This window comes from Paenibacillus sp. ov031 (assembly GCF_900143165.1).
In the GTDB taxonomy this organism is placed as follows: Bacteria; Bacillota; Bacilli; order Paenibacillales; family Paenibacillaceae; genus Paenibacillus; species Paenibacillus marchantiae.
In genome coordinates this window covers 1043344-1066611 of sequence record NZ_FRDO01000001.1, presented here as the reverse complement: position 1 = coordinate 1066611, position 23268 = coordinate 1043344, and the positions used below count along the sequence as shown (strand labels likewise).

Annotated in this window: 19 protein-coding genes; 2 read left to right on the top strand and 17 right to left on the bottom strand. The window is 45.3% G+C overall.

Annotated features, from left to right (window positions below; genetic code table 11):
- Position 1: 1 nt before the first annotated feature.
- The 17 genes from BUA17_RS04655 to BUA17_RS04580 form a co-directional block, all read right to left on the bottom strand.
- Positions 2-895, bottom strand: a complete 894-nt coding sequence (locus tag BUA17_RS04655; protein WP_079697595.1) for a carbohydrate ABC transporter permease — start codon at positions 893-895, stop codon at positions 2-4.
- Positions 896-908: 13 nt separating this feature from the next.
- Entirely contained in the window at positions 909-1823 is a 915-nt protein-coding gene (locus BUA17_RS04650; RefSeq protein WP_063565144.1) for an ABC transporter permease, read from the bottom strand.
- Positions 1824-1884: 61 nt separating this feature from the next.
- The gene (locus tag BUA17_RS04645) at positions 1885-3621 is read right to left on the bottom strand and encodes an extracellular solute-binding protein (protein ID WP_072732750.1); all 1737 of its coding nucleotides are present in this window, start codon (positions 3619-3621) and stop codon (positions 1885-1887) included.
- A gap of 337 nt (positions 3622-3958) precedes the next feature.
- Entirely contained in the window at positions 3959-5617 is a 1659-nt protein-coding gene (locus BUA17_RS04640; protein ID WP_072732749.1) for an extracellular solute-binding protein, read from the bottom strand.
- Between the two features lie 49 nt (positions 5618-5666).
- Positions 5667-7073, bottom strand: a complete 1407-nt coding sequence (locus BUA17_RS04635) for a response regulator transcription factor (RefSeq protein WP_072732748.1) — start codon at positions 7071-7073, stop codon at positions 5667-5669.
- Positions 7070-8782 carry a sensor histidine kinase gene (locus tag BUA17_RS04630; protein ID WP_072732747.1) on the bottom strand — a complete coding sequence of 571 codons (1713 nt, stop codon included), beginning with the start codon at positions 8780-8782 and terminating at the stop codon, positions 7070-7072. The genes BUA17_RS04635 and BUA17_RS04630 overlap by 4 nt, the downstream gene beginning before the upstream one ends.
- Before the next feature lie 158 nt (positions 8783-8940).
- On the bottom strand, positions 8941-9063 hold the full coding sequence (locus BUA17_RS30560; RefSeq protein ID WP_079697598.1) for a sporulation protein YjcZ: 123 nt from the start codon (positions 9061-9063) through the stop codon (positions 8941-8943).
- Positions 9064-9196: 133 nt separating this feature from the next.
- Positions 9197-10039: a DUF427 domain-containing protein gene (locus BUA17_RS04625; protein ID WP_072732746.1), complete on the bottom strand. Its 843-nt coding sequence runs from the start codon at positions 10037-10039 to the stop codon at positions 9197-9199.
- A gap of 1 nt (position 10040) precedes the next feature.
- On the bottom strand, positions 10041-10868 hold the full coding sequence (locus tag BUA17_RS04620; protein ID WP_072732745.1) for a DUF427 domain-containing protein: 828 nt from the start codon (positions 10866-10868) through the stop codon (positions 10041-10043).
- Between the two features lie 36 nt (positions 10869-10904).
- Positions 10905-12449, bottom strand: a complete 1545-nt coding sequence (locus BUA17_RS04615) for an HAL/PAL/TAL family ammonia-lyase (protein WP_072732744.1) — start codon at positions 12447-12449, stop codon at positions 10905-10907.
- Positions 12442-13548: a DUF917 domain-containing protein gene (locus BUA17_RS04610; RefSeq protein ID WP_063565151.1), complete on the bottom strand. Its 1107-nt coding sequence runs from the start codon at positions 13546-13548 to the stop codon at positions 12442-12444. The genes BUA17_RS04615 and BUA17_RS04610 overlap by 8 nt, the downstream gene beginning before the upstream one ends.
- A 45-nt stretch (positions 13549-13593) precedes the next feature.
- Positions 13594-15264 carry a urocanate hydratase gene (locus BUA17_RS04605; RefSeq protein ID WP_205412014.1) on the bottom strand — a complete coding sequence of 557 codons (1671 nt, stop codon included), beginning with the start codon at positions 15262-15264 and terminating at the stop codon, positions 13594-13596.
- A 67-nt stretch (positions 15265-15331) separates the two neighbouring features.
- Positions 15332-16693, bottom strand: a complete 1362-nt coding sequence (locus BUA17_RS04600) for an LLM class flavin-dependent oxidoreductase (protein ID WP_063565153.1) — start codon at positions 16691-16693, stop codon at positions 15332-15334.
- A 76-nt stretch (positions 16694-16769) separates the two neighbouring features.
- On the bottom strand, positions 16770-17708 hold the full coding sequence (locus tag BUA17_RS04595) for an ABC transporter substrate-binding protein (protein WP_063565154.1): 939 nt from the start codon (positions 17706-17708) through the stop codon (positions 16770-16772).
- Positions 17709-17737: 29 nt separating this feature from the next.
- Entirely contained in the window at positions 17738-18388 is a 651-nt protein-coding gene (locus BUA17_RS04590) for an ABC transporter permease (RefSeq protein WP_063565155.1), read from the bottom strand.
- Positions 18385-19524 carry an ABC transporter ATP-binding protein gene (locus BUA17_RS04585; protein WP_072732743.1) on the bottom strand — a complete coding sequence of 380 codons (1140 nt, stop codon included), beginning with the start codon at positions 19522-19524 and terminating at the stop codon, positions 18385-18387. Before BUA17_RS04585 ends, BUA17_RS04590 begins: the two co-directional genes overlap by 4 nt.
- A 298-nt stretch (positions 19525-19822) precedes the next feature.
- The gene (locus BUA17_RS04580) at positions 19823-20569 is read right to left on the bottom strand and encodes an IclR family transcriptional regulator (protein ID WP_244552066.1); all 747 of its coding nucleotides are present in this window, start codon (positions 20567-20569) and stop codon (positions 19823-19825) included.
- A gap of 203 nt (positions 20570-20772) precedes the next feature.
- Between BUA17_RS04580 and BUA17_RS04575 the strand changes: the two genes are divergently transcribed.
- On the top strand, positions 20773-22299 hold the full coding sequence (locus BUA17_RS04575) for a multicopper oxidase family protein (RefSeq protein WP_083584579.1): 1527 nt from the start codon (positions 20773-20775) through the stop codon (positions 22297-22299).
- 430 nt (positions 22300-22729) lie between these two features.
- Positions 22730-23215 carry a CcdC protein domain-containing protein gene (locus tag BUA17_RS04570; RefSeq protein ID WP_072732742.1) on the top strand — a complete coding sequence of 162 codons (486 nt, stop codon included), beginning with the start codon at positions 22730-22732 and terminating at the stop codon, positions 23213-23215.
- The last annotated feature ends 53 nt before the right edge of the window (positions 23216-23268 follow it).

The window sequence follows — 23268 nt, the reverse complement described above, 5'->3', positions numbered from 1 at the left end:
ATTATTCTTTTACCGACCCCACAACAATTCCGGTTACAAAGTATTTTTGCAGCAGCGGATAAATCAGCAGCAGCGGAATGACAGCCACTACGATTTTGGCTGCATTTAGATTTTTGTTCGAAATCTCAGTCAGATTGCTGAGCTGAGCTGAGTTTGTACCGGATTGCAGAAGTTCAGCAATATTTACGTTAAGAGACTGTATGTAGGTCATTAACGGATAATTGCTGACTTTGGTCATATAGATCAATCCACTAAAGAAATCATTCCATGTGCCCACGATACTGAACAGGGATACAGTCGCCAGCGCCGGAATAGACACGGGCACATACACTTTGAACAGAACCTGCAATGCGTTCGCTCCATCGATAAAAGCCGCTTCTTCAAGCGCTTTAGGTACTGCGGCGAAGAAGTTCATCACAAGGATGACACTGAATATCGGGACAGCACCTGGCAGTACAAGCGACCAAATTGTATTGAGCATATCCAGGTTTTTGATCAACAGGTAACTAGGGATCATGCCCCCACTGAACAGCATGGCAAAAATCATGACATTCATATATATATTTCTGCCCTTAAACTCCCTTTTCGATTTGGAGAGCGGGTAAGCCATCAAAACAATAAGAATCATGTTGAGTATAAGGGATAGAGCCACACGTAGAACGGAAATGCCAAAGGATCGCCAGAACTGCGCATCCTCAATAATTTTCGAATAAGCGGCTGTTGTAAACTTGACGGGTAACAGACCTACGGCATTGGCCGAGACGGCCTCACTGCTGCTGAATGAAATCGCAACGATATTCCATAATGGAAGGAGGCAGATCAAAGCCAGCAATATAACGATGGCGTAGATGACAAACCGGCCCATTCGGTCTTTCAGGCTTGCGGAATAAGACACAAGTTTCGCCTCCTTAGAATATTTTTCTGTCGGTGTATTTTTTGGCCAATTCGTTGGCGGACAATAATAGAACAATACCGATCACTGACTTGAACAACCCAACAGCCGTACCAAAACTATACTGTCTGCCAACGAGACCAATCCGGTATACATAGGTATCCAGAATATCGCCCGACTCATAGACAACCGGGTTATACAGATTGTAGATTTGATCGAAGCCTGCGCTCAAAATATTGGTCAGACTCATGACCCCCATGAGCAGGATAATAGGCAGCATACCCGGCAATGTAATATGCCATACTTTTCTCCACCAGCTCGCTCCATCTATGCCTGACGCTTCATATAGGCCGGGATCAATCGAGGTAATTGCAGCCAAATAAACGATGGAACTATAACCGAATTCCTTCCATACGTCCGTCCCGATAATTAGCGGTTGGAACCAGGTATTGCTTCCGAGAAAATTAATATTTTCCAAGCCGAAAAAGGCTAAAATCTGATTTACACTTCCATCCAGGCTGAACATGTTAACGACCACGGAGGCCAGAACGACCCAAGACAAAAAGTGAGGCAGATATACAATGGTCTGCACGGATTTTTTAACGAATTTAAAACGGATTTCATTTAATAAAATGGAAAAAATGATGGCCATCAGTGTCCCGAGTAGAATCTTGGCGATGGCAATCACCAACGTATTGCTGATCACTTGGCCGATGTCCGGCAGTTTGAACATATAAATAAAATGCTTGAGTCCAACAAACTCGGAGCCAAACATACCTTTGGCTGGTACATAATCCTGAAACGCCGTAATGACACCAACCATTGGAATGTAGCTGAATACCAGCAAAAATAAAATGCCTGGCAGCATCATCATATGATACATGGCACCCGTGCCCAAGCGGTTTCTTGCTTTATATTTTTCCTGCTTCATGGATGAACCCCTTTCCTGAAGAAAGGCTGCTTAGCGCAGCCTGTCAGCAGTGTTAGCTTAATTATTTTTGGGATGTGGTCTCGGCTTCGATCTCCTGGATCACTTGATCGCCGCCTTGTTTCTTCCAATTGGTGACGAATGTTTCGAAGTAATCCAGCGGTTCTGCACCCGTTATGATTTTGATGAAAGATTCCTGTTCCATTTTGGTCAGGTTAGCCCACGTCTGTTTCATGCTTGGTGTAGTTCCAGAGAACGCTGGCGTCATCCAGTTAAATTTGCCTTCTTGGGTCAACTTATCAATTAGCCCCACTCCGTTCATACGTGAGTGATATTTCGACCAAGCTGTTACATCATCCGTATCCTGGTCTTTCAAGTACGTTTGGATACTGCCAATATTGTTCTTCGATTCTGTTGTACGAACTTGATCCAAACCGATCTCGCCTTTAATTCCACGAACGACGTCGGAGTAATCATCCAGCAGTGAGGTTGCCGAGTTGACTTCGATATTAAAAGGTCTGGTTGAACCGTCTACGCCGCTTTCCAAATACTTGGCTGCCTCTGGCATGGTAGTTGCGACATCTTTGTCATTTGCCAGTTTATCGTAGAACAGATTTATAATTTTAATCGCGAGTTCCGGGTGTTCATATCCTTTTCTCACTACGATAAACTGACCGGATGGATTGGCGTGTGCCACGTTTACCTTGCCGTCTGCATCTTCCAGCGTGTAAGCCGTGAATTTCGCATGTTTATCCATCTGTTTAACACTGCTCAATCCCCAGTCTGGAATGTGCCACGGTCCAAAAGCAATTCCGCTCTGACCGTTTGTGTATAGTGCATTGATATCGTCAAATGTACGGGTTCCAAATTGCGGGTCAATGATACCTCTCTTGAACCAGTCGGCCATAACACCCAGCATCTGCTTGGTTTCCTCTGTAGTTGAACCATAAACGATGCTGCCGTCTTCACCCTTCATCCAATATTGAGGATACGCCCCTTCGGTTGAAGCAACACCCAGCATGGTGTAGGCAGAACCATTATAGTCCGTCGTATTCAGGGTGTTCACAAAAGGAATGCCCACCGGTTTCCCGGTTTGCCCAGGATCTTTTTTCAGGAACTCTTCTGCTGTTTTCTCTACATCTTCGAGCTTGATGGCACCGTCTCCGTCAGCATCTAGTTTGATTCCCAGCACATCCAGCCAATCTTGACGAACCCAAACCATAGTTGGTGCGGAGTCCAGAGAGGTTGCTGGAAGGCCCATCAGTCGGCCATCAATCGTGGCATTGTCCAGTGCACGGCCATCGTAGGAGTCGTAAACCTGTTTGATGTTATCGGTGGCATATTGTTTGTATACTTCCGTCAGATCTTCAATCAGATCATTATCAACCAGTTCTTTAAGTTCATCCTTGGAATCGACACGCATCATATCGGGCAGTTCCCCGGAAGCGATTGCAAGAGAAACTTGACGACTGTAATCTTCACCGTTAGCCTCAAATTGGTCCTTAATTTGTGCGTTAAACGATTCTTTAACCAGACGGGTATACGCATTGTTCTCATATGTATCTCCAGCCGGTAATTTCGGGTTCGCCGTCGTAACACGTCCCATCGTTACCGTCACTTCGTCTTTATAGGCACTGAACGGATCTCCAGGTGTTACCTCATATTGGCCTGCATCCTCAGCAGTCGGTGGATTGGAGGATCCCCCACAGGCTGCAAGGACGGAAACCATCAATGCGGACATGGACAGCACAGCCAGTCGTTTCGTCAACAGTTTGCTTTTTATTGACCAATTATTTCTCATCAAATTCAACTCCCCTTCGTTCTGATTATTTCTCTATCATGTTGTTTGCGCTTTCATTATAAAACTTGGAGAAGCTTAATCGAGATAGGGATTAAACGCTAGTTTGGATAGAGAAATGTATACAGTTTTCACTCGGATCAACGAGCAACATGGAGGTTGTGAACATTTATCTTACCTACTGACTTACATTTGTCTATCCTCGTTAATAAGGGAAGGTAGCACAGCGAGTGTGGCACAAAGAAAAACCGACAAACTCCTCAAACAGGAGTCTACCGGCTATGAATGATTGAATTGAGTACAAAAACGTGTGGAATTCAGCGTTGTATAGGTTAGCTCTTCAGCGTTGATTCTGGGATGCAGTCACTTCAGCAGTTACTTGATCGCCGCCCTGTTCCTTCCACTCCTGTACAAATTGATCGAATGAATCGATCGGTGCAGCGCCTAAAATAATTTTCAAAAACGTATCATGTTCCAATTTGGACAGTTTAACCCACGAGCTCTCCATGGCTGGCGTGCGTTTGTAGGTAAGGCTTCGAACTTTATGAATATTCGGATCAAAGAAGTTTCTTCCACCCACGAGTAATGAATAACCACGCATAAAGTTCTCACTGTGCTGATCCCAATACGAAATGCCAAGTTGATCATAAGGCTTTAGCTTGGTTTGTTTTATCGTCGAAACCGTATTTTCCAACAGCTTATATTCGGACTTGTCCTTGAAATCAGCTGGGGATTTGGTTCCGGTCAGAATCTCCTGCACGGCTTTGGATTCAAATCGTGCTTCATCTGCTGGAGCAAAGAAATTGCGGCTCAGCATAAAACTCGTACCATACTTGAACTCATCCCGGAGGTACAGATTGTTTATTTTAATGATCGCTTCCGGATGAGCATACCCTTTGCGAACCACAAGGAAAGAACTTGAGGGATTATCCACCTTCACACGAAATGCTCCATTTGCATCCAGTGGGAGCGCGTAAGCCTGCCAGTTCGCCTTGGGATCATTCAGCCAAGCGCTTGGGAGCGGCCAGTAGCCTGCAAAGAAACCTTGAAAGAACATCCCCGCCTGTCCGCTAATAACAGTTTCCTCTGGCTCTTTGCGAATGCCCAGATCTGGATCAAGGAGACCTTTGGCATACATATTACGAAGCCTTACCAAAGCGTTCTTTGTCTCTGGTAGAATCGAACCGTATGCAGGTTTTCCATCTTTTTCGAGCCAATATCCGGGGAAAGCTCCATAAGCCGAGAAGATCGGTGTTAGATCAAAAGCAAAAGCACTGTTGTTGAAATCGTTAAACAGACTTGTGCTTGAGGCAAGCCCGATCGTATCCCGTTTTCCGTTCCCATCCGGGTCCTGCTCCACAAAGGCCTTCGCGATCGCTTCCAATTCGTCCACCGTTTTCGGTGGTTTCAACCCAAGACGATCCAACCAGTCCTGCCTGATCCAGAGCATGCTGAAGTCTTCCGCCGTCACAGACGGAACAGCCATCATTTTCCCTTCAAAGGTCACTTGTTCCCGTGCCAATCCATTAGTGCTGTCGATAATTTTCTTCATCTCGGGTGAAGCGCTGCTTGCGTATGCCTTGGTTAGATCTTCAATTTCTCCCGCTTTGACCATCTCATTCAACTGAACCTGATTAACGATCATCGCATCTGGCAAATCATTGCTGGCGATAGCCAAATCAATTTTCTGACCGAAATTCTCTTTGGATACCTGCCACATGACTTCAACATCAATGTTAAGGTTTTGTTTAATCGCCGTTTTCCACATGTTCTTTTCTAATGTCTCTCCTTCAGAGAGATCCGTACCAGTTGGGTCGACCACATATCCCAACCGGATGGAAACGGGATGTTCATATTTGCCAAATGGATCGGTGGAGGCTGTGTCAGGTATAGATGTTGTTGGTCCACTAGGCGATTCCCGAAAGTAAGAAATACTGAAAAATACGATACCTGCAATCAAGCTGACGACAACAACACACGCAGCCATCTTCTTGATCATTGCTTTCCCTTCTTTCACCGGATTGTCAGTCGGTTATGTGGAGCGTACACTATTTGTCCGCTCTGCCTAATTGTCGATATTCACTAGGCAGCACGCCTGTCAGTTCGCGAAAGATTCGGCTGAAATATTTCTCATCCGTATAACCCACCCGCTCTGCAATCCAGAAAATCGTGTTGTTTGTGTTTAATAAATACTCTTTCGACTTCTCCATTCGGATATATCGGGAGTAATCATTAAAGGTTTTTCCCATGATGTCCTTGAAGCATTGGCTGAAATAACTTCGACTAATGTTGAGTTGCTGGGACAGCCCTGAAGCTGTAAAAGCCTGATCCAAATCATTTTGCATAATCATCACGGCTTTTTTCACACCATCTATCATTTCCTGAGAATACGAAGTCTGTTCATCCGCCTTTCGAATACTCTCAGAGGTCTGCTTGATCCACTGTTCCACTTCGTACCAGGATTGAAAAGAATGGATCATTGAGATTCTGCCCAGCGTAGTCTGGGCAAAAAGATGGTTCCACTCCATGACCAGGGAATACAGTAATCCCATCAATTGCCCTTTTTGCAGCCTTAGGGATTTAAACTCTTCAACAAGCTGGTTATAAAAATTGTCGTTATGCGTCCACGGAGATAGAAACCAACTTCGCTTAATTCGATCCATGTCCTCATCCTGAGGTTCTGTTGGAGAAGTGTCTTGTTCATTCAAGGAAACGGCAATAACCGGATCTTGGGGTTCATACGCATAAAATAAGGACGTTTCTGTATAGTTTATAATCCAGTTTTGAATTTGCGACCATGTCCGTTCTTGAACATCAGACAATACCAGTAGGGCTCCTTGGGGAATTTGATCCAAGTATCCCTTCAATCTATCGAATAGCTGATCCTCTCCATCCAGGGATGCCGCCCACATCCAGCTGTTCCGTTCCACTTCAAATAGGACCTCGTCTACATTGGATTCGAGTCCAATGGGCCAATTTTGGCCGGACTTTCGGTCCAGTGAAACCAGAGCATACACTTTACGGTAATGGATATTGGTTTCACCAAGCTGCGGCAGCTTTCGTCTTGTATTCGCGAGCTCACCAATCCGGGTATGTATTCGATTCAGCACATGTTCGAACTGCTCCTTCTCGAGCTGAACTTTGGCTATATAATCGATCGCTCCCAGCCTAAGCGCCTCTTGGATATAATCGAAATCCTGATGAAGGGTAAGCACGACAATATGAAGCTCGGGGTAGAGCTGCCTTGCAGCGCGCATCAGTTCAATGCCAGACATCACCGGCATCGCCAGATCCGTTAACATCAGATCTACCGAGTTGGATTCCAGAAAATCCAATGCCTTAGCCCCGTTACTTGCTTCTCCAACTACCTCCATGCCGAACTCGTTCCACGGCATCGCGGAGCTTATTCCTTTTCGTACCAATTTATCGTCATCCACAATCAATACCTTAATCATGCCGAGATATCTTCTCCTTTGATCGGAAGTATAAGCAATATGCTTGTCCCTGTTCCCAATTCACTCTCAATCACCAGTTGAGCTTGCTCCCCGTATTGTGCTTTTAACATGCGGTGAACGTAATTGAGCCCAATGCCCATCCCTACTTTTTGATGTTCAGCTACACGGTTGTTCAGAAGTCTTTCAATCGCTTCCTCCGTCATGCCTGCTCCGTTATCCTGAATCATAATGTTTAGCGTTTCTTTGCGTGTAACTTCAATTTGAATAAAACCTTCGTCGCTCAGTCCGTGATAAAGTGAATTTTCAACCAACGGCTGTAGTATAAAACGAGGTACAGGTATTTGAAGCACTTGCTCATCAGCGGAAATACGCACATCAAATTCAAAATCATAGCGGATTTGCTGCAGGGTCAAGTACTGTCTAAGCGCATCAATCTCTTCTTCCATTGTGGAAACCTGTCCCAATTTACCTAAATTGTAATACAACAGCTTATTCAGGGACTGCACCAGCTTGTCGATCTCCCCTTGTCCATTCATTACCGCCAGCCAGTGCACCGTATCCAGCGTATTCATCAAAAAATGAGGATTAATCTGATACAACAGCTTCTCTACTTCAAGGTCTGCACGAATTTTCTCTTTCTGCTGCACCTCTTTAAAGAGGTCACCGATTTGATGCTGCATATTTGAGAATTCGCCTAACAGAAAATCAAATTCGGGAATTTGCGTACGGGTCTGACTGCCTGTCGTTTGTGGATTTTGAGACATTCCGTTGATTTGCGAATGAAACAGACCAAGGGGTTTATAAACCATCTTCCACAGCAGCCAAGCCAGAAATACCGTAAAGCCAAGGAAAAATAAAGCGACCAGTAATATTTGAAGCAACCATTGGTTTTTCTCTTGTTGATACTTGGCCTGAGAGATCACCGACACAACGCTCCAGTTCTGAGTGGAATCCTGTCTGAACCAATGATGACCGCGAGCTATACCGTCCGATGCTGCACCATTCGATAAGCTGGAGAAATTCTCCCCGACTTTCATCGCTTCAGGGATCTCACTGTACACAATGTTTCCCTCTCCATCGAGGATCAGATGGGATAGATCTCCCTTGTACTGATTGTAACCCAATATATCCTGCGCAAGGTGAAAACCGGATTCAACGTAAATATAAGCATCGTCCCTCTGGGGTAATTTTACCTTCCGCATGGCGGATAAGACGAGTTGATCATCAAACCGGTTCATACTGACATGAGGACCATAGTAGGTGATCCCATATGCTTTGGAGAGCACAGGCAAAGATTCGGGTGAAAAACGGTCCTTTATGGGAAAGTTTCCGAACTGTGTGGAGCCATCCTTCTGAAAATAATACAATGTCAAACCTATATTCGGGTTGGTAAACGTTACGACATTTAATTCGCTCTTTAATTCATCCCGCGTTTCAATCAATTCAAATATATTGGAGGATGGTTTCAACACCTCATCCAACTTTTTACCTAATGTACCACTGTAAGACAATTGCTGAGTAACATGATTCAGGTTGGTGATCGAATTCTCCAGTGAGGAAGTCACCTGCTGTAAATTGCTCCGAATGCCATCATCGATCTTGTTCGCAAAAATGGAATCAATGGTGTAGTAGGAAATTGCAAATATACTAATGAAGGGAATAAACGCACTGAGAAAAAACAGCAAAAAGATCCTTTTTTTAAGTGTCATTCCAACCTATTCTCCTTAACTTCATCCATTCTATGTTGAATGCATAACTCCATAATTATAGATTGATAATTCTATATGTCAAACGCTTTCAAATTGTAATCATGACAAAAAGACTCTGCCAGCGGAATGCCAGCAGAGTTGTTCATAAGGTAAAGGAATTAAACCAGGAACGCTTTAGAGATGATGACCAACAAGATGAACAGAACAAGGATTGCACCGATGGATGTGAAACCACCGTATCCACCAAGACCTCCAACATTTCCATATCCTACTTCACTCATGTAATCTCCTCCTCTTTTGTGTTATGTCATAAGGTATTCAAATCGTTGTGTATTGACAAGGCTTTTGAGCCAATCATCAAAAAAAGGGCGCTATCCGCTTATGCAGCAGACAGAGTCCCCCATCACACACTCATCATTGTCTTCTGACAGTTACTTCAGTTTCATTAAAGAATTCAAGTGCAGAATAGTACCATTTTGGTTTGGGCTGTAACTCGCCATCCACATAGACATCGACTTGCTCATTATAAAACGACATCAATCCAGCAATCTTTGGAATTTCAGGAATTGGATTTAGATAGCTCCACACGATATTCTCATAGGTCTGTCCATTGAGAACAGCCGTCCAGTAGGATGCATCACCTTTATAAGGGCAGGATGTCTGCTTGTCATTTGCGGTGAGCACATTCTGATCCACGTCTTCAATCGGAAGATAATAGCGAACGGGGACGCCCGTTTCAAATACAATCATCGGGCGGCGGCTATCTGCAAGCTTGATGCCATCTAGAACGATCTGAACATGGCGGGAACTTTGGATCGCATCAACTCGCTTGTATGGGTCACGCGGGTGGACGAAGATCTGCTCTTCTTCTTCATACCAGGCGTCCACCTTGTTCCAATAGAAAGCCACAAAACCTTTGATCGACTCGATGTCCTTAAGTGGATTCTCATAACCCCAGACTGCATTTTCAGAAATACGCTCACCCACTTGAATGGTCCAGTAAGAAGCATCCCCTTTAATAGGGCAGTGGGTCTGCAACTCGGTCTTCACCAGAAATTGATGCATCACATCTTCTAGTGGGAAATAATAAACCGGTAGCTTGCCGCGCTCATGAAGTGTAATAACCCGTGTGCTGTCCGCAATAGTCTCACCAGCAAACGTGATGTGAACCCGGCGCGGATTTAGATCTGCCTTCAACATTAGTTTATCTTCCTGACGCAGAGAGCAGGCAATAGATGAATCCAGATGATTTACCATTTCACTTTACCCCCCATCCTAAATTGCGGTAAGGAAGGCGATCATCAGCAGATAGGGACCACTTCACCCCATCCACATAGAGCGCATCCACTGACTCATGGTAAAAGCATAACAGTCCTTCAACTTCATGAACTTCTGGTAATGGGTCCTGATAGCTCCAAACAAGATTATTGTATTCTCTTTCATTAACTAAAGCAGTCCAATAGCTGGCTATCCCTTTATAAGGGCAAGTTGTGGTTAAATCAACGGGCTTCAACAAATCCAGACGCACATCCTCCTGATGAAGATAATAACGCGGGGTCAATCCTGTCTCATAGAGAATCACAGGTCGCTTGCTATCAGCAACAATTACTCCATCTAACTCGATTTGAACATGACGTGAGGCTGGAATCGCATCCACCCTGGAATACGGGTCCCGCGCATGAACGAATACTTCTTCCTCTTCTTCATACCAGGCATCTACTTTGTTCCATGAAAAAGAATAATGATTCTGCAAATAGACCTCTTCCTGTTGCACACCCGAATAGCTCCATACCGCATTCTCTACAGTACGTCCACCGCTGCTAATATGCCAAAACAATTGATTTCCTTTATACGGATCATTCACCAGCTTTTCTGAAGGTATGAATACGTCAAGGTTCACATCTTTCTTCGGAAAATAATAAACGGGGAGTCTACCTGTTTCGGTAACAACGAGAACTTCCTTGCTGTCTGCGATAAACTGCCCGTCAAATTTTACGCGAATCCACTTTGGACTGACCTCCGCACGAATTTGCCAGCCCTCATGGGAATGGTCCCGTAAAGACCACTGGGGATCAACATGTGCCATTGTAACTTCCTCCTCTTTCCATCATTATTGAGAGAATTAATTCATCTTCCCACGAACTGCTTTCAGCCATTTCCCTTCCTTAAGCAGAAGGTAAGCACGCTCTATATCTATGGTTTGATTACGGTCTTCAGACAAAAAAGGAACCTCGGAACGCAACAGTTCATAACCTGCTCTTGTCCCCTCACCCAGAGTCATATCCATACGCAGATCAATAGCTTGAGCAGCATGGAGCGCTTCAATCGCCAAAATATAAGTAACACGATCAACAATCTCTCTTACCTTGCTTACAACGTAAGGAGAATTGGCAGCATGATCCTCCATGTCTCCCGCGAGTGAGAAATAATCAGATGAAACGGGATTACTCAAATGACGAATTTCTGCATCCAGTGAGGTTGCTGTTTTCTGAACCGTGCAGAAACCGACGGAGCGGCTCGAATCAGCAGTTAAGAAACGGCTTAACCCTGTAAAGTCCGGGTCACCCAGCTTGATCATGCGATAGCATGAACTTTTGGATACATGATGCAGCGCACTTCCAAGCATCTCGAAGCCTAATGTCCATGTTATGGGATCATAATTGGCGCAGGACAAGATTCTCCGCTCTTCTGTCAGCACACAGGGGTTATCGTCCGAGCTATTGAGATGAACTTCAAGCTGCTGGCGCGCATAGGCATAAGCATCTCTTGCCGCACCATGAATCTGGCAAGCGTCACGGAAGCTCAGCGGGTCTTGCAGCGAATCAGGATTAAAACCATTCCAGAGTCCGCTGCCACGCAGACTACGCCGGACCATGGCCAGGCTCTTTAACTGCCCTGGAAAAGGACGCTTGAGATGAACCGCTTCATCCAACGGACTAATATTTCCCCGGATGGCTTCCAAAGACAGCGCGTATACAGAGTCTGCGGTATCCAGTAATTCTTGGATGTCGAAGAGCGCCAGTGCTCCGTTTCCGGCTGAGAGAGCATTGGAACTGACGATAGCCAGACCGTCCTTGGGGCCAAGGCGCAGGGGTTCCAAACTCATTACCATTAACGCATCGCTCGCTGGTATCCGATTGCCTGCCATGTTCACTTCACCTTTACCAATCATGGCCAGACCGATATGCGAAATCGAGGTAATATCCGCCGCACCCACAGATCCGCGAAGCGGTAGAACCGGGTGAATACCCATATTGAGAAAATCTGCATAACGTTTGGCAATATCGGGCTGAGCACCGGTAGCTCCTGCAAGCAGGCTATTTAACCGGGCAAGCATCACAGCACGAACGACATCTTCTGTAGCCTCCGGCTTCACCCCAGCACTGTGAGATAACAATAAATTCCGGTTATAATCTTCAAAATAATCATCTCCGATGACCTTGTCCTTATTCCAGCCTACTCCACGATTCAGTCCATAGACAGGAACGCCTTCTGCAGCTAGTTCATAAATTACTTTACGTGCAGAGACTAGTCGTTCCCAGGCTTCATCTGCAATCACTACGGATCTCCGCGAACGAGCCACACTCTCCACATCCTCAATGGTCATGCGGCTTCCGTCCAATACAATTTGGTTAGAGCTGAGCAAGAGAATGCTCTCCTCAAGCATAGATTGTTTTCTCCTTGTCAAAAGCATAGCTCTGCAAATCGATGCCCAGCATTTCTTCCACCTCGGGATATACGGTGGGGTCCTTTACACTGGAACTCAGTGGTACCTTGGATTTATCAATGGCGAAGACCGCTATTTCCATACCCTCTTCAACATCTCCTACACTCACAGGCAGACCCTTCTTCAGGTCAAACGTAGTAATTACGTCCGGGAACGTGGTCAGGCGTGTACCTTCATCGTCCTCAACAGCCATATATTCATTCATCACATGAAGTGTAAGCCTACGGTTGGGGATGGATACTTCGATCGTACCCACATCGAAAGCACCTGAATAATGAACATTTTTTGTCGTCACCGTCCCTCTGCCGAGGATTCTTCCATTGGTCTTGTGTACCACGGCCTCTAGCACCGCTTCCGGACCATCCGGCTCTGCCTCCATAATGACACGGCCCAACTCAATCGCTATCGAGATGCCACCGATCGCAGCGTGCTTCTTAATATGTTTGATCGGGAGCGGGTGCCGTGCGGCAGCAATAAACCCACCCGCCATGTCCGAAGCAGTACGCAGTATATTGGAGGTCCGTGCCGGAGTTCCCTTAACCACAAGTTCCATGTAGCTGCCAATCTCTGGTTTACCGCCAGCCACTGCTTGTATCGTCTCGTAATCAATAGAAGACGCGAGGCCAAGTGAGCCCATCTTGCCAGTTGGATGTGCGCGGATATCTCCAGTAGCATCAATAACAGCAAGACCAAGGGCTGCTGCTGGCAGCCAACCGTTAATGGTGCTGGACATGCCATTCTGCGGAGTCATGACCCCGGCTATTTTGCCATCATAGTTTTCAATGATTAGCTGAACAGCCTTAATGTAGTCCTTTCCAAGCATTTGCCAGTCTCGTCCGGCAGGTGCCCCAATTGCGGTACATGTCAATATAATGGCGTCATCCGGCAGTTCATCTACCGACAGGAGCTTCGGTCGTCCGATACTCAGTGCCGCGTGTCCAATCTCCAGTCCATGATCCACCCAGCCTCCGCCGCCGCTGGCAAATACAGAGCCGCCTTTGACAGCAGCGTTTACATCATCTCTTGTTAATTCCCGCATAAAATCTCCTCCTAGATGAAAATTTCGTTGAACCATTTCCCGATGTTATTTTACAGTGGATGAAATGGTTTCATATTGATGGGTATCAATTCGGGCAATCCCCTTTGTTTTAACCTCGGCCAACGATTGCTCATAACCGGCATCCGCATATCGGAGTACGCCAAGACCAGTATCATTGTCAAGCGCTGTACGAAGACGTGCATCACTTGCCTCTGATCCGTCGGCTACAATGGTGACTCCCGCACTTGTCATATAACCAGAGTAGCCCCCTCCGCCGGAATGAATCGCCACCAGATCAGCCATGGATGCACAATTGAGCATGGCATTCAACAACGGCCAGTCCGAAATCGCATCGCTTCCGTCTTTCATTCGCTCGGTCATAATGTTGGGATGAGCCATAGCTGCTGCATCCAGATGATCTCGGGAGAAGGCGACTGGTCCTGCAAGTTTTCCTTCTCGAACCAATTGGTTAACCGCGAGTGCCAGCTTGCTGCGGTCTTTATGCCCAAACCAGCCTATACGGGCCGGCAATCCCTCAAACGGCACATACGTATTCGCGAGTTTGATCCAATTGGATACGATGTCATTATCACTAAATTCTTTCAGGATATAATCGTCAATGATTCGTATATCCTCTGCCTCGCCGCTAAGAGCGATCCAGCGGAAAGGACCGATAGCCCGCGCAAAAAGGGGACGAAGAAAAGCTTCCGTAAATATATCGATCTCAAAAGCATTCGTAACTCCATATTGCACTGCTTGTGAACGGATATTGTTACCATTGTCAAAAACAACCGCGCCCCGTTGTTTGAATTCCAACATCGCCTTTACTTCATTCGCAATTGAAGCTCCGGCAGCGGCTTGAAGCTCCGTCGGATGTTCTCGTCGTGCCACACCAGCGGATGCAGGTGAGTATCCGCTTGGAATATAGCCGTATAACAAATCATGTGCAGATGTTTGGTCAGTCACAATATCCGGCTGGACACCCCTCCGAAGCAGTTCTGGATAAACATCCGCAGCATTTCCGAGCAGTCCAACGGACAGGCTTGTGCCGCTGCTTACAGCTTCATTAATCCATAGTAATGCTTCATCCAGGCTATCTGTCTTTCGCTGTAAATAACCGGCAGCAATTCGTTTGTCTATTCTCTCCTCCGCAACCTCTACACAAAGGATTGCCGCATTAGCCATATAACCTGCTAAAGGCTGCGCGCCCCCCATACCGCCCAATCCAGCGGTTAGAATGAAACGTCCTCGCAAATCGCCGCCGAAGTGCAGCCTTGCGATACTTTGGAAGATTTCATAGGTTCCCTGTATGACACCCTGTGATCCGATGTATTGCCAAGCAGCCGCAGTAAGGCCGCCCCAAATGATCAGTCCTTTATCTTGCAACTCATAGAAATTCTCACTGGTTGCCCATCGGCCGACCAGATTGCAGTTAGCCATTACGACAAGTGGTGCTTGCCGATGGGTTCTGAATACACCAATCGGTTTGCCTGACTGAATGACCAGTGTTTCGTCTTCCTCTAATTGCTTTAGGGTATCGACAATTGCCAGATAGGAAGGCCAGTTACGGGCGGCCTTTCCAAGGGAGGCATAGACGATCAGCTCCTTCTGGTTCTCACCGTTCTCGAGCACGTTCTCCAGCATGCGCAGTAGTGCTTCCTGACGCCAGCCTTTGCATCGCAGCACGCCGCCTCGTTCGGCAACAATCTTTTTCACAGTCACTCCTCGCTTTCCTTCTCCTGCTAAATCATCACATTAGAGCTATTTGTACTTCCTCGTTGAGTTATCTTTCTGCCGTTCCTAAAGTAATCTTTTCTTGTGAATAGCGGTTCTCTGGTTTGCTGAGTCCAAAATGGTCCCTCAGTGTAGTTCCTTCATATTCTAGGCGCAACAAACCTCTACGCTGAAGAATGGGCACTACCTCTGCTACAAAATCATCCAGAGCACCAGGAAGGTGAGTAAAGGCAATATTGAATCCATCCGCAGCACCATTGTTGAACCATTCCTCAATATGATCGGCAATCTGCTCGGGAGTTCCGGCAAAAGCCCGTTTGCTTACAATCCGTTTGGCAAGCTGAATCAGCGTCAAATCTTCTTCCTTGAGGATACGTCGGATACGTTGTAAACCACTTTTACTCTGGTTAAAGCCTTCTACTTCAGGTAGAAAAGGCAGCGGTTCATGCAGCGGATAGCCGGAAACGTCTACCCCGATGTAATGTGATAGCAAGTCCAAAGCCAGTCGGTCTGGAGTAAGATTCTCCACAATAGCAAGCTGCTCTGCTGCCTCTTCCGCAGTAGCACCAATAATGGGCATCAAGGCAGGCAATATCTTGATCTCATCGGGGGAACGTCCATATTTGGAAAGCCTTCCCTTGATGTCTTCATACAGCGCTTTCCCTTCTGCGAATGTGCCACCAGGGGCAAATACAATTTCGGCCGTTGCCGCGGCTACCTCTTTACCGGCTTCCGAAGCTCCGGCTTGGATCAAAACAGGATACCCTTGTGGTGGACGGGAGATATTAAGGGGTCCTTTTACTTTAAAATGAGTACCTTCGTAATCCAGATTGTGCAGCTTGTTCTTGTCTGCAAAGTACCCATTTTCCTTGTCGAACAGCAGTGCATCCTCTTCCCAACTGTCCCAAAGTCCTTGCGTTGCCTCTACAAATTCTTTCGCACGTTCATATCGCAGCTCATGCTGCAGATGGCGTTCCTTACCGAAGTTCCGGGCCTCTTCGTCCGTCTGAGACGTCACAATATTCCACGCGGCTCGCCCGCCACTGAAATGATCCAGCGTCGCCAGCTTCCGGGCAATATGATACGGATCGTTATAGGTCGTCGAGATGGTCGCCGCCAAACCAATATGAGACGTTACCGCCGCCAAAGCGGAAAGCAGTGTGAACGGCTCCGGCCGAATGCTATTGGCATGGCTAATACCGGATTCGAATCGATCCCAGACGTACAGTTCATCGGCGTAGAAGAACATGTCGAATCTTCCACGCTCCGCCGTCTGCGCAATTCTTTTGTAATAATTGAAATCAAGGAGTCCCTCTGTTTCAGACCCGGGATGTCTCCAACTTGAAATATGCTCACCCGCCGGAAAAAACATCATTGCCCCCAGCGCAAGCTGCCGTTTATCATTACTCACAATGCGTCACCCTCTCTTATTAACTCGTTGTTAGACAACGTAATTACCATTAATTATTGATCCATCATGTAGAAATTCACTTGATTAGCCCTTGGGCTTTCAGCCAGTCCCTCGCAACATCAAGTGCCGGTTTCTGATCCTGTTCCACCTCTGCATTCAACTTTTGCATTGCCTTCTCATCCAGTTTTCCTGCCAACTTGTTGAGGACTTCTTTCAACTCGGGATGTTCATCCAGCGTCTGCTCACGAACCACTGGAAATGCATCATACGGAATAAACACATGCTTGTCATCCTCCAACGCTACGAGGTCATTGGCCAGGATTTGGCTGTCCGTTGAATACGAGAGCTTCACATCAATCAGCTTTTGCTTTATCGCCTGATACTGCAAGGAAGGGTCCTGAATGGACTTTGTCTCCTTGAACTTTGGTTTGTATATGCTCTCTACATAAGGCCAGGCATCTGGGCGATTCAGAAACTCCTCACTGGCTCCAAAAACCAGTTCACCTGATTTCTCAGCAAGTTGAGAAGCTGTCTTTAGCCCATACTTCTCAGCGGTTTCTCTACGTACTGTAAAGACATAGGTATTGTTGAACCCTAGGGGGTCTAGCGCAATCAATTTGTTCTTTTCCTTGAGTTGGGTTACGACTGTTTTAAATGCTTTATCTGCATCAAATTCTGGTTCCTGCTTCAAAATATTGATCAAGGCCGTCCCGCTGTACTCTACATAGGCATCCACATCCCCTGAGTCAATGGCATTCCAGAGCAGTGTGTTGTCCAGCTTCTTAATCTCTGTCTTCAGCTTCGTGTCATTCTCAACCAAGAGTTTGAAGGCGTTGGCCAAAATATCAGACTCTGCGAATCCTTTCGTGGCCAGTACGATGGTATCGTTACGCCCGGACGCATTGGAATTCGAGCACCCCACTGCTGTCAGCACGGTTGTCAACACCAGCCCAAGGGTGATAAGTAGCCTGCCTCCTTTGGTTACATTCCATCTTTTTTTGTTGGTGGTTGTCATGATTGGTGCCCCTCTCCCTAGGTAAAAGCTTAAAATTTATTCAAATGCCGCAACCCCTTTGGGGTAAGTGCCCTGTTAAGAAGCAGCAAAATGAAGTTAACGGAGATTACCAGCAGCGAGACGGGGATGGCCCCTTCCATAATGGTAACCGTATTGATCATGGCAATGCCTCTTGTGATGATATCTCCCAGTCCTCCTGCGGCAATATAGGTCGCAATTGTCGTAAGACTTATCGTTTGCACCGCGACGAGTCTTACGCCGGCCATGATGACACTACGCGCAATCGGAAGCTGAATCATCTTCATCATCTGCCATTTGGTCATGCCCATCCCGGTTCCTGCCTCAATCAGAGAAGGATGAACTCCATTAATACCGACATAGGTGTTCTGGAGCATCGGAAGCACGGCATATAAGGTCAATGCAATAATGGCAGGTGTTGTGCCGATGCCTACCAGCGGAATCATGAATCCGAACAACGCCAGACTTGGAATGGTCTGGATGGCAGAGACTACAGTAATGATTGTATCCGCCATCCGCTTGCGGCTGGTCAGATAAATACCAAGGGGTATTGCAATGATTCCCGCCATGAGGACGGAAATGAGGGACAGATACATGTGCTCTCCCATTTTCTCAACGATCATCGGCCAGTCAGCAGCTAACGTATCCCATATATGGTTCATGCACTGGTCTCCTCTCGGTGAAAGTGTCGACCAATGGCTTCAATAACACCTGAACGGGTTACCGTACCGATTAAACGGTTCTGATCATCCACGACAGGCAATATTCGTTGACTTTGCATCAGTTCGAATACATCAGAGATCGGTGTGTTCTCAAAGAGGGCGCGGGTCCCATTTTTCACAATATCACCGACCTTCATTTTGCTGTCATGCTGCAGATGTTCGCTGATTTCTTCGATTCCTACAATACCCAGCAGTTCTCCCCAATTCCCGGTCACAGCAAGAGCATCAGCCTGATTCAAGCGCAGGAGTTCAAGTGCCTCTGAGATTGTTGAAATATTACTTATCGAGATACCGTCAATCATAATATGCTGTGCCATCCCACTTGGAAAAGAAGGACGAAACCTCTCCTGGCCGATAAATTCGATCACAAAGTCGTTTGCCGGATGGGCCAGCAGCTCCGCAGGTGTACTGTTCTGAATTACCTCACCCTCCTTCAGTAGAATAATCCGATCAGCGATCTTCAGCGCTTCTTCAATGTCGTGGGTGACAAAAATTATCGTTTTATGCAGCCGCTGATTCAGCTGGATCAGTTCTTTTTGAAGCTGGACTCGGCTGATGGGATCAAGTGCGCTAAAGGGTTCGTCCATTAAAATAATGGAAGGGTATGACGCCAATGCACGGGCTACTCCGATCCGTTGCTGCTGCCCGCCACTAAGCTCATGGGGATAACGTTTGCTATATTGTTCAGCTGGGAGACCGATCAGGTTCAGTAATAGATCAACCCTCTCTTTTCGTTCTTCCTTTCTCGCTCCCTTAAGCCTCGGAACAATGCCAATATTCTCTTCAATAGTCATATGTGGAAACAGTCCAATCTGTTGAATTACATATCCGATATCGCGTCGAAGTTGGACTGCATCTGCGGCTCCTACGTCTCGCCCTTCAACAAGAACCTTTCCCTGACTCGGTTCCTCAAGACGATTGATCATTTTGAGCAGTGTAGTTTTGCCGCAACCCGAGGGTCCTATAATTGTTACAATCTGTCCTTTCGGTACCGTAAGATTAAAATCATGCAGCACACTGCCAGAGCCATAATTTTTATTTACATGCTGGAATTCAACTGCCACTGCTTCAGTCATCGTTCTTCCTCTCCCTCCAAAATACAGTAAACAAATTTGTTAACTTGGATAAACGAATAAATTTTTTTACATCCTTCAGTCATCATTTAACTATTATTGCGAATTCTTGCTAAAAAAGAAGAAGGCCTTATTTCTCGCCAATGGGCGAAAAACAAGACCTCCACTGTTATGGTCAGCCATTTATTATTAACATGCGATAATTAAATTTCTTATTTCAATAATATTACCAAGGACATTCTTTTGTCAATCATTAATTCCACTATTTCTATCGGGATTAATTGTGATCGGTGATTTTCTTCTATTCCCCTCCAAGTAGATTGGAGAGATGCTTGGACGATTCCATAACGCTATTAATCATTTCGGGTATCCTCTCTTTCGTCCCGCGAAATAAAGGACCCGCAATAGATAGACTTGCCACGACAAGACCATGACTATCCAATACTGGTGCTCCAATCGCAAATACATCGGGATCATATTCTCCTTCAGTACAAGCGAAGCCCTGTTCCTTGACAGCTTTCAAACTATCAATCAATTCCGATCGGTTCCGATCGTTTGTAATATTCGCTACAACCTGCTCAATCGTCTTCTCATTTTCAAAAGCCAGGATACTTTTTCCAGAAGCGCCTTGATGTAAAGGCAAACGTCTACCGTTTTCGATTACAAATTGAATAAGACCTCGACCTTTCACATGTTGAATGCAAACAGCATCATTTCCAGTTCTAACGAACAATAACGAAGTTTCCTGTGTAGACTCCATCAGATTGATCATAATAGGCAATGCAAGTGACAACAACTCACGATGAATTTGTTGATTCAAGCTACGAGCTAAATCTAGAATACGCAAACCAAGTCCGATCTGATTTTTGCCCCTACGCTCCACAATCCCGTTCTTTTCAAGCGTTTGCAAAAAACGATAGGTTGAGCTTTCTGGAATGCTGACCTTTTCTGCGATCTCACTAACTGATAATGTTCCATTCGCCTCAGATAACGCAAATAAAATATCCAAAGCCCTTCCAAGAGTGTTTGTTCCACTTTTCCGATCCAAAGCGACGCTCCCTTTCATTGAAATCATCCATTTCTTTTATCATATAGTGAAAGATTGCGGAAATCACTATCGTTTTACTCGTTTGTATAAATGACATACAAATAGAATGCATACCCAATAGTTATATACAACTAACATAATGAACAAGTTCAAGATCATAAAATTACATAGTAATTCTAACCGTGGGGAGGCTCCCAATTCTTATGCCTGACAAGATAAAACTACAAAAATTCGTGGATGAACTGCCTATTCCAAACACATTATCTCCTAGGAAGCGAAGCAGTAATAGTTCTTATTACGAAGTGACTATGAAGGAGTTTTCTCAGAAGCTGCATAGAGACCTCGGGCCTACCCGTTTATGGGGTTATGACGGAACATTTCCAGGTCCTACGTTTGAAGTGATGAAGAATGAAACCGTGTTTGTTAAATGGATGAACGACCTGCCCAATAAGCACTTTCTTCCCGTTGATACTACGATTCATGGTTCGGAAATTACTGTTCCAGAGGGTAGGAGCGTTGTGCATTTACATGGAGGAAGAACGCCAGCTCATAGTGATGGCTACCCCGAGGCTTGGTTTACGAGAAATTTTGAGCAAACGGGACCTTTGTTTGAACGAGAGGTTTATACGTATCCAAATATTGAACGAGCTACAATGTTATGGTACCACGATCATACAGTAGGCATTACAAGATTGAACGTCTACGCAGGACTCGCGGGATTTTATTTCATTCGAGACCAAAATGAACAATCCCTTAATCTTCCTAAAGGAAAATATGAAATCCCTCTACTCATTGTGGACCGATCTTTCAATCCGGACGGATCTCTATGCTACCCCAGCAAACCGGATCAAAACGATGCAAACTTGCCTCATCCTTCCCTTGTTCCTCCTTTTGATGCGGATACCATTCTGATAAACGGCAAGGTTTATCCATTTTTGGAGGTAGAACCAAGAAAATACCGTTTTCGGATTTTAAACGCATCCAATAGTCGAATCCTTACATTAAAAATGGAATCCAATCAACCATTTTATCAACTCGGAACCGATAGCGGCTTTCTTGAGACAACAATAAGAATAAACGAATTTGTACTTTTAAGTGCCGAGCGTATAGATGTGATCATTGATTTTTCTCAATATTATGGTCAAACTATTATTCTCAAAAATGTCACCAAGAGTGCGTCCCCTGAAACAATAGATATCATGCAATTCAGAATAAGTGTCCCATTAAAAAGTATAGATACCAGCTCACTTCCATTTTATTTAGAAGCATTCGAACGACTCCCAAAAAGTATGGCAGAGAGAACAAGATATTTAACACTTGTCAGAGTGAAGGATCAATATGGTCGCTCCTTAAATCTATTAGATGGAAAAATGTGGATGGATCGAATCTCCGAAAGAATTGAAGTAAATACGATTGAAATCTGGCGTATCATTAATATCATTGATGATGACCCTCACCCCATTCATATTCATTTGGTTGATTTTCAAATTCTTGATCGTCAACCTTTTGATGTTTCTCATTTTCAGAAAACCGGAAAACTTATTTTCACAGGCCCGCCCAGTCCTCCTAATCCGTATGAAATGGGATTAAAAGATACTGTAGCAACCCCCTTCGGTTACGTTACAACGATTATTGCTCGTTTCGGACCTTTTACCGGGCGTTATGTATGGCATTGTCACATGCTTGAGCATGAAGACTACGAAATGATGCGACCGTTTGATATTTTTTAGCTCACTCCAGCACTGCAATGAATGAGTGGACATATCCAAAAAAATCACTAAAAAAGAGATATGTACCAGCTAACGGAACTTATAACGAACAAGTAGTTGTCCGTTGCCACCATCAGGGCCGTTACGATCTAACTGTAAAAAATTGCTGCGGTCAAGTTGTTCTACTTCGTCAAATTGAGCGACAGGTGCCTTCCGAGGTCATAGCCCTGTCACATAGACAATAAAAAAAGATTTTTGAAGCGGCGACTTTTTCCCGGAATCAATTGGGAAGAGATCGTCCTATTTGTTTTGGAAACCGTTCCTTGTTGTAAAAATAAATCTTTGCGGGAAGATGACAAAAGTCACCTTAAACGAATTACTTTGTACACTGATATAAATTTTAAATATCCTCGATACTTAGGTTACACAAAAAACAGACGAGGTGCTTACCATGAATCCAATATCTTTAACAATCTCATTATTAATTGTCGTGCTTATCTTAAGGGGCGTTATCCAGGGCAGCAAGAAGCCATTGCACGAATCAGGCCGGAAATTATTAATTCCGATCCTTTATATCTCTTCATCTTTGTTTGAATTGTTCGACCCTACATTGGTGCTTACATCAGGCAGAATGATCATTTCGATCGCTATAGGTGCAATTCTGTCGATCCCATTAATTCTGGTGACGCAATTCGAGCGGAAATCGGATGGCAAGATGTATTATAAAAGAAACGTATCTCTTTATGTTTTAATTATTGTTATCTTCTCGATCCGATTCTTTGACTTCTTGTTCATCTCAGGCATTGATCCCAAGACTCTTGGATTCCTGAATAATGTAGTTGCCCTGTCCTATATTGCCATTTGGCGAATAGCTAGCTTCATTAAATTTCATAATTCCAAGTCTAGTACGTTCAGAGCTTGGGACAAAACTGCTTAATCGTACGATTAGCTAGAGCTGGTTGACTTGACATATCAAGCATGTTAACCTAG

Excerpts from the sequence above, each read along its gene's own strand:
- BUA17_RS04650 (WP_063565144.1), bottom strand. The coding sequence starts at position 1,823 with ATGAAGCAGGAAAAATATAAAGCAAGAAACCGCTTGGGCACGGGTGCC.
- BUA17_RS04645 (WP_072732750.1), bottom strand. The coding sequence starts at position 3,621 with ATGAGAAATAATTGGTCAATAAAAAGCAAACTGTTGACGAAACGACTG.
- BUA17_RS04640 (WP_072732749.1), bottom strand. The coding sequence starts at position 5,617 with ATGATCAAGAAGATGGCTGCGTGTGTTGTTGTCGTCAGCTTGATTGCA.
- BUA17_RS04635 (WP_072732748.1), bottom strand. The coding sequence starts at position 7,073 with ATGATTAAGGTATTGATTGTGGATGACGATAAATTGGTACGAAAAGGA.
- BUA17_RS04630 (WP_072732747.1), bottom strand. The coding sequence starts at position 8,782 with ATGACACTTAAAAAAAGGATCTTTTTGCTGTTTTTTCTCAGTGCGTTT.
- BUA17_RS30560 (WP_079697598.1), bottom strand. The coding sequence starts at position 9,063 with ATGAGTGAAGTAGGATATGGAAATGTTGGAGGTCTTGGTGGATACGGT.
- BUA17_RS04625 (WP_072732746.1), bottom strand. The coding sequence starts at position 10,039 with ATGGTAAATCATCTGGATTCATCTATTGCCTGCTCTCTGCGTCAGGAA.
- BUA17_RS04620 (WP_072732745.1), bottom strand. The coding sequence starts at position 10,868 with ATGGCACATGTTGATCCCCAGTGGTCTTTACGGGACCATTCCCATGAG.
- BUA17_RS04615 (WP_072732744.1), bottom strand. The coding sequence starts at position 12,449 with ATGCTTGAGGAGAGCATTCTCTTGCTCAGCTCTAACCAAATTGTATTG.
- BUA17_RS04610 (WP_063565151.1), bottom strand. The coding sequence starts at position 13,548 with ATGCGGGAATTAACAAGAGATGATGTAAACGCTGCTGTCAAAGGCGGC.
- BUA17_RS04595 (WP_063565154.1), bottom strand. The coding sequence starts at position 17,708 with ATGACAACCACCAACAAAAAAAGATGGAATGTAACCAAAGGAGGCAGG.
- BUA17_RS04590 (WP_063565155.1), bottom strand. The coding sequence starts at position 18,388 with ATGAACCATATATGGGATACGTTAGCTGCTGACTGGCCGATGATCGTT.
- BUA17_RS04585 (WP_072732743.1), bottom strand. The coding sequence starts at position 19,524 with ATGACTGAAGCAGTGGCAGTTGAATTCCAGCATGTAAATAAAAATTAT.
- BUA17_RS04575 (WP_083584579.1), top strand. The coding sequence starts at position 20,773 with ATGCCTGACAAGATAAAACTACAAAAATTCGTGGATGAACTGCCTATT.
- BUA17_RS04570 (WP_072732742.1), top strand. The coding sequence starts at position 22,730 with ATGAATCCAATATCTTTAACAATCTCATTATTAATTGTCGTGCTTATC.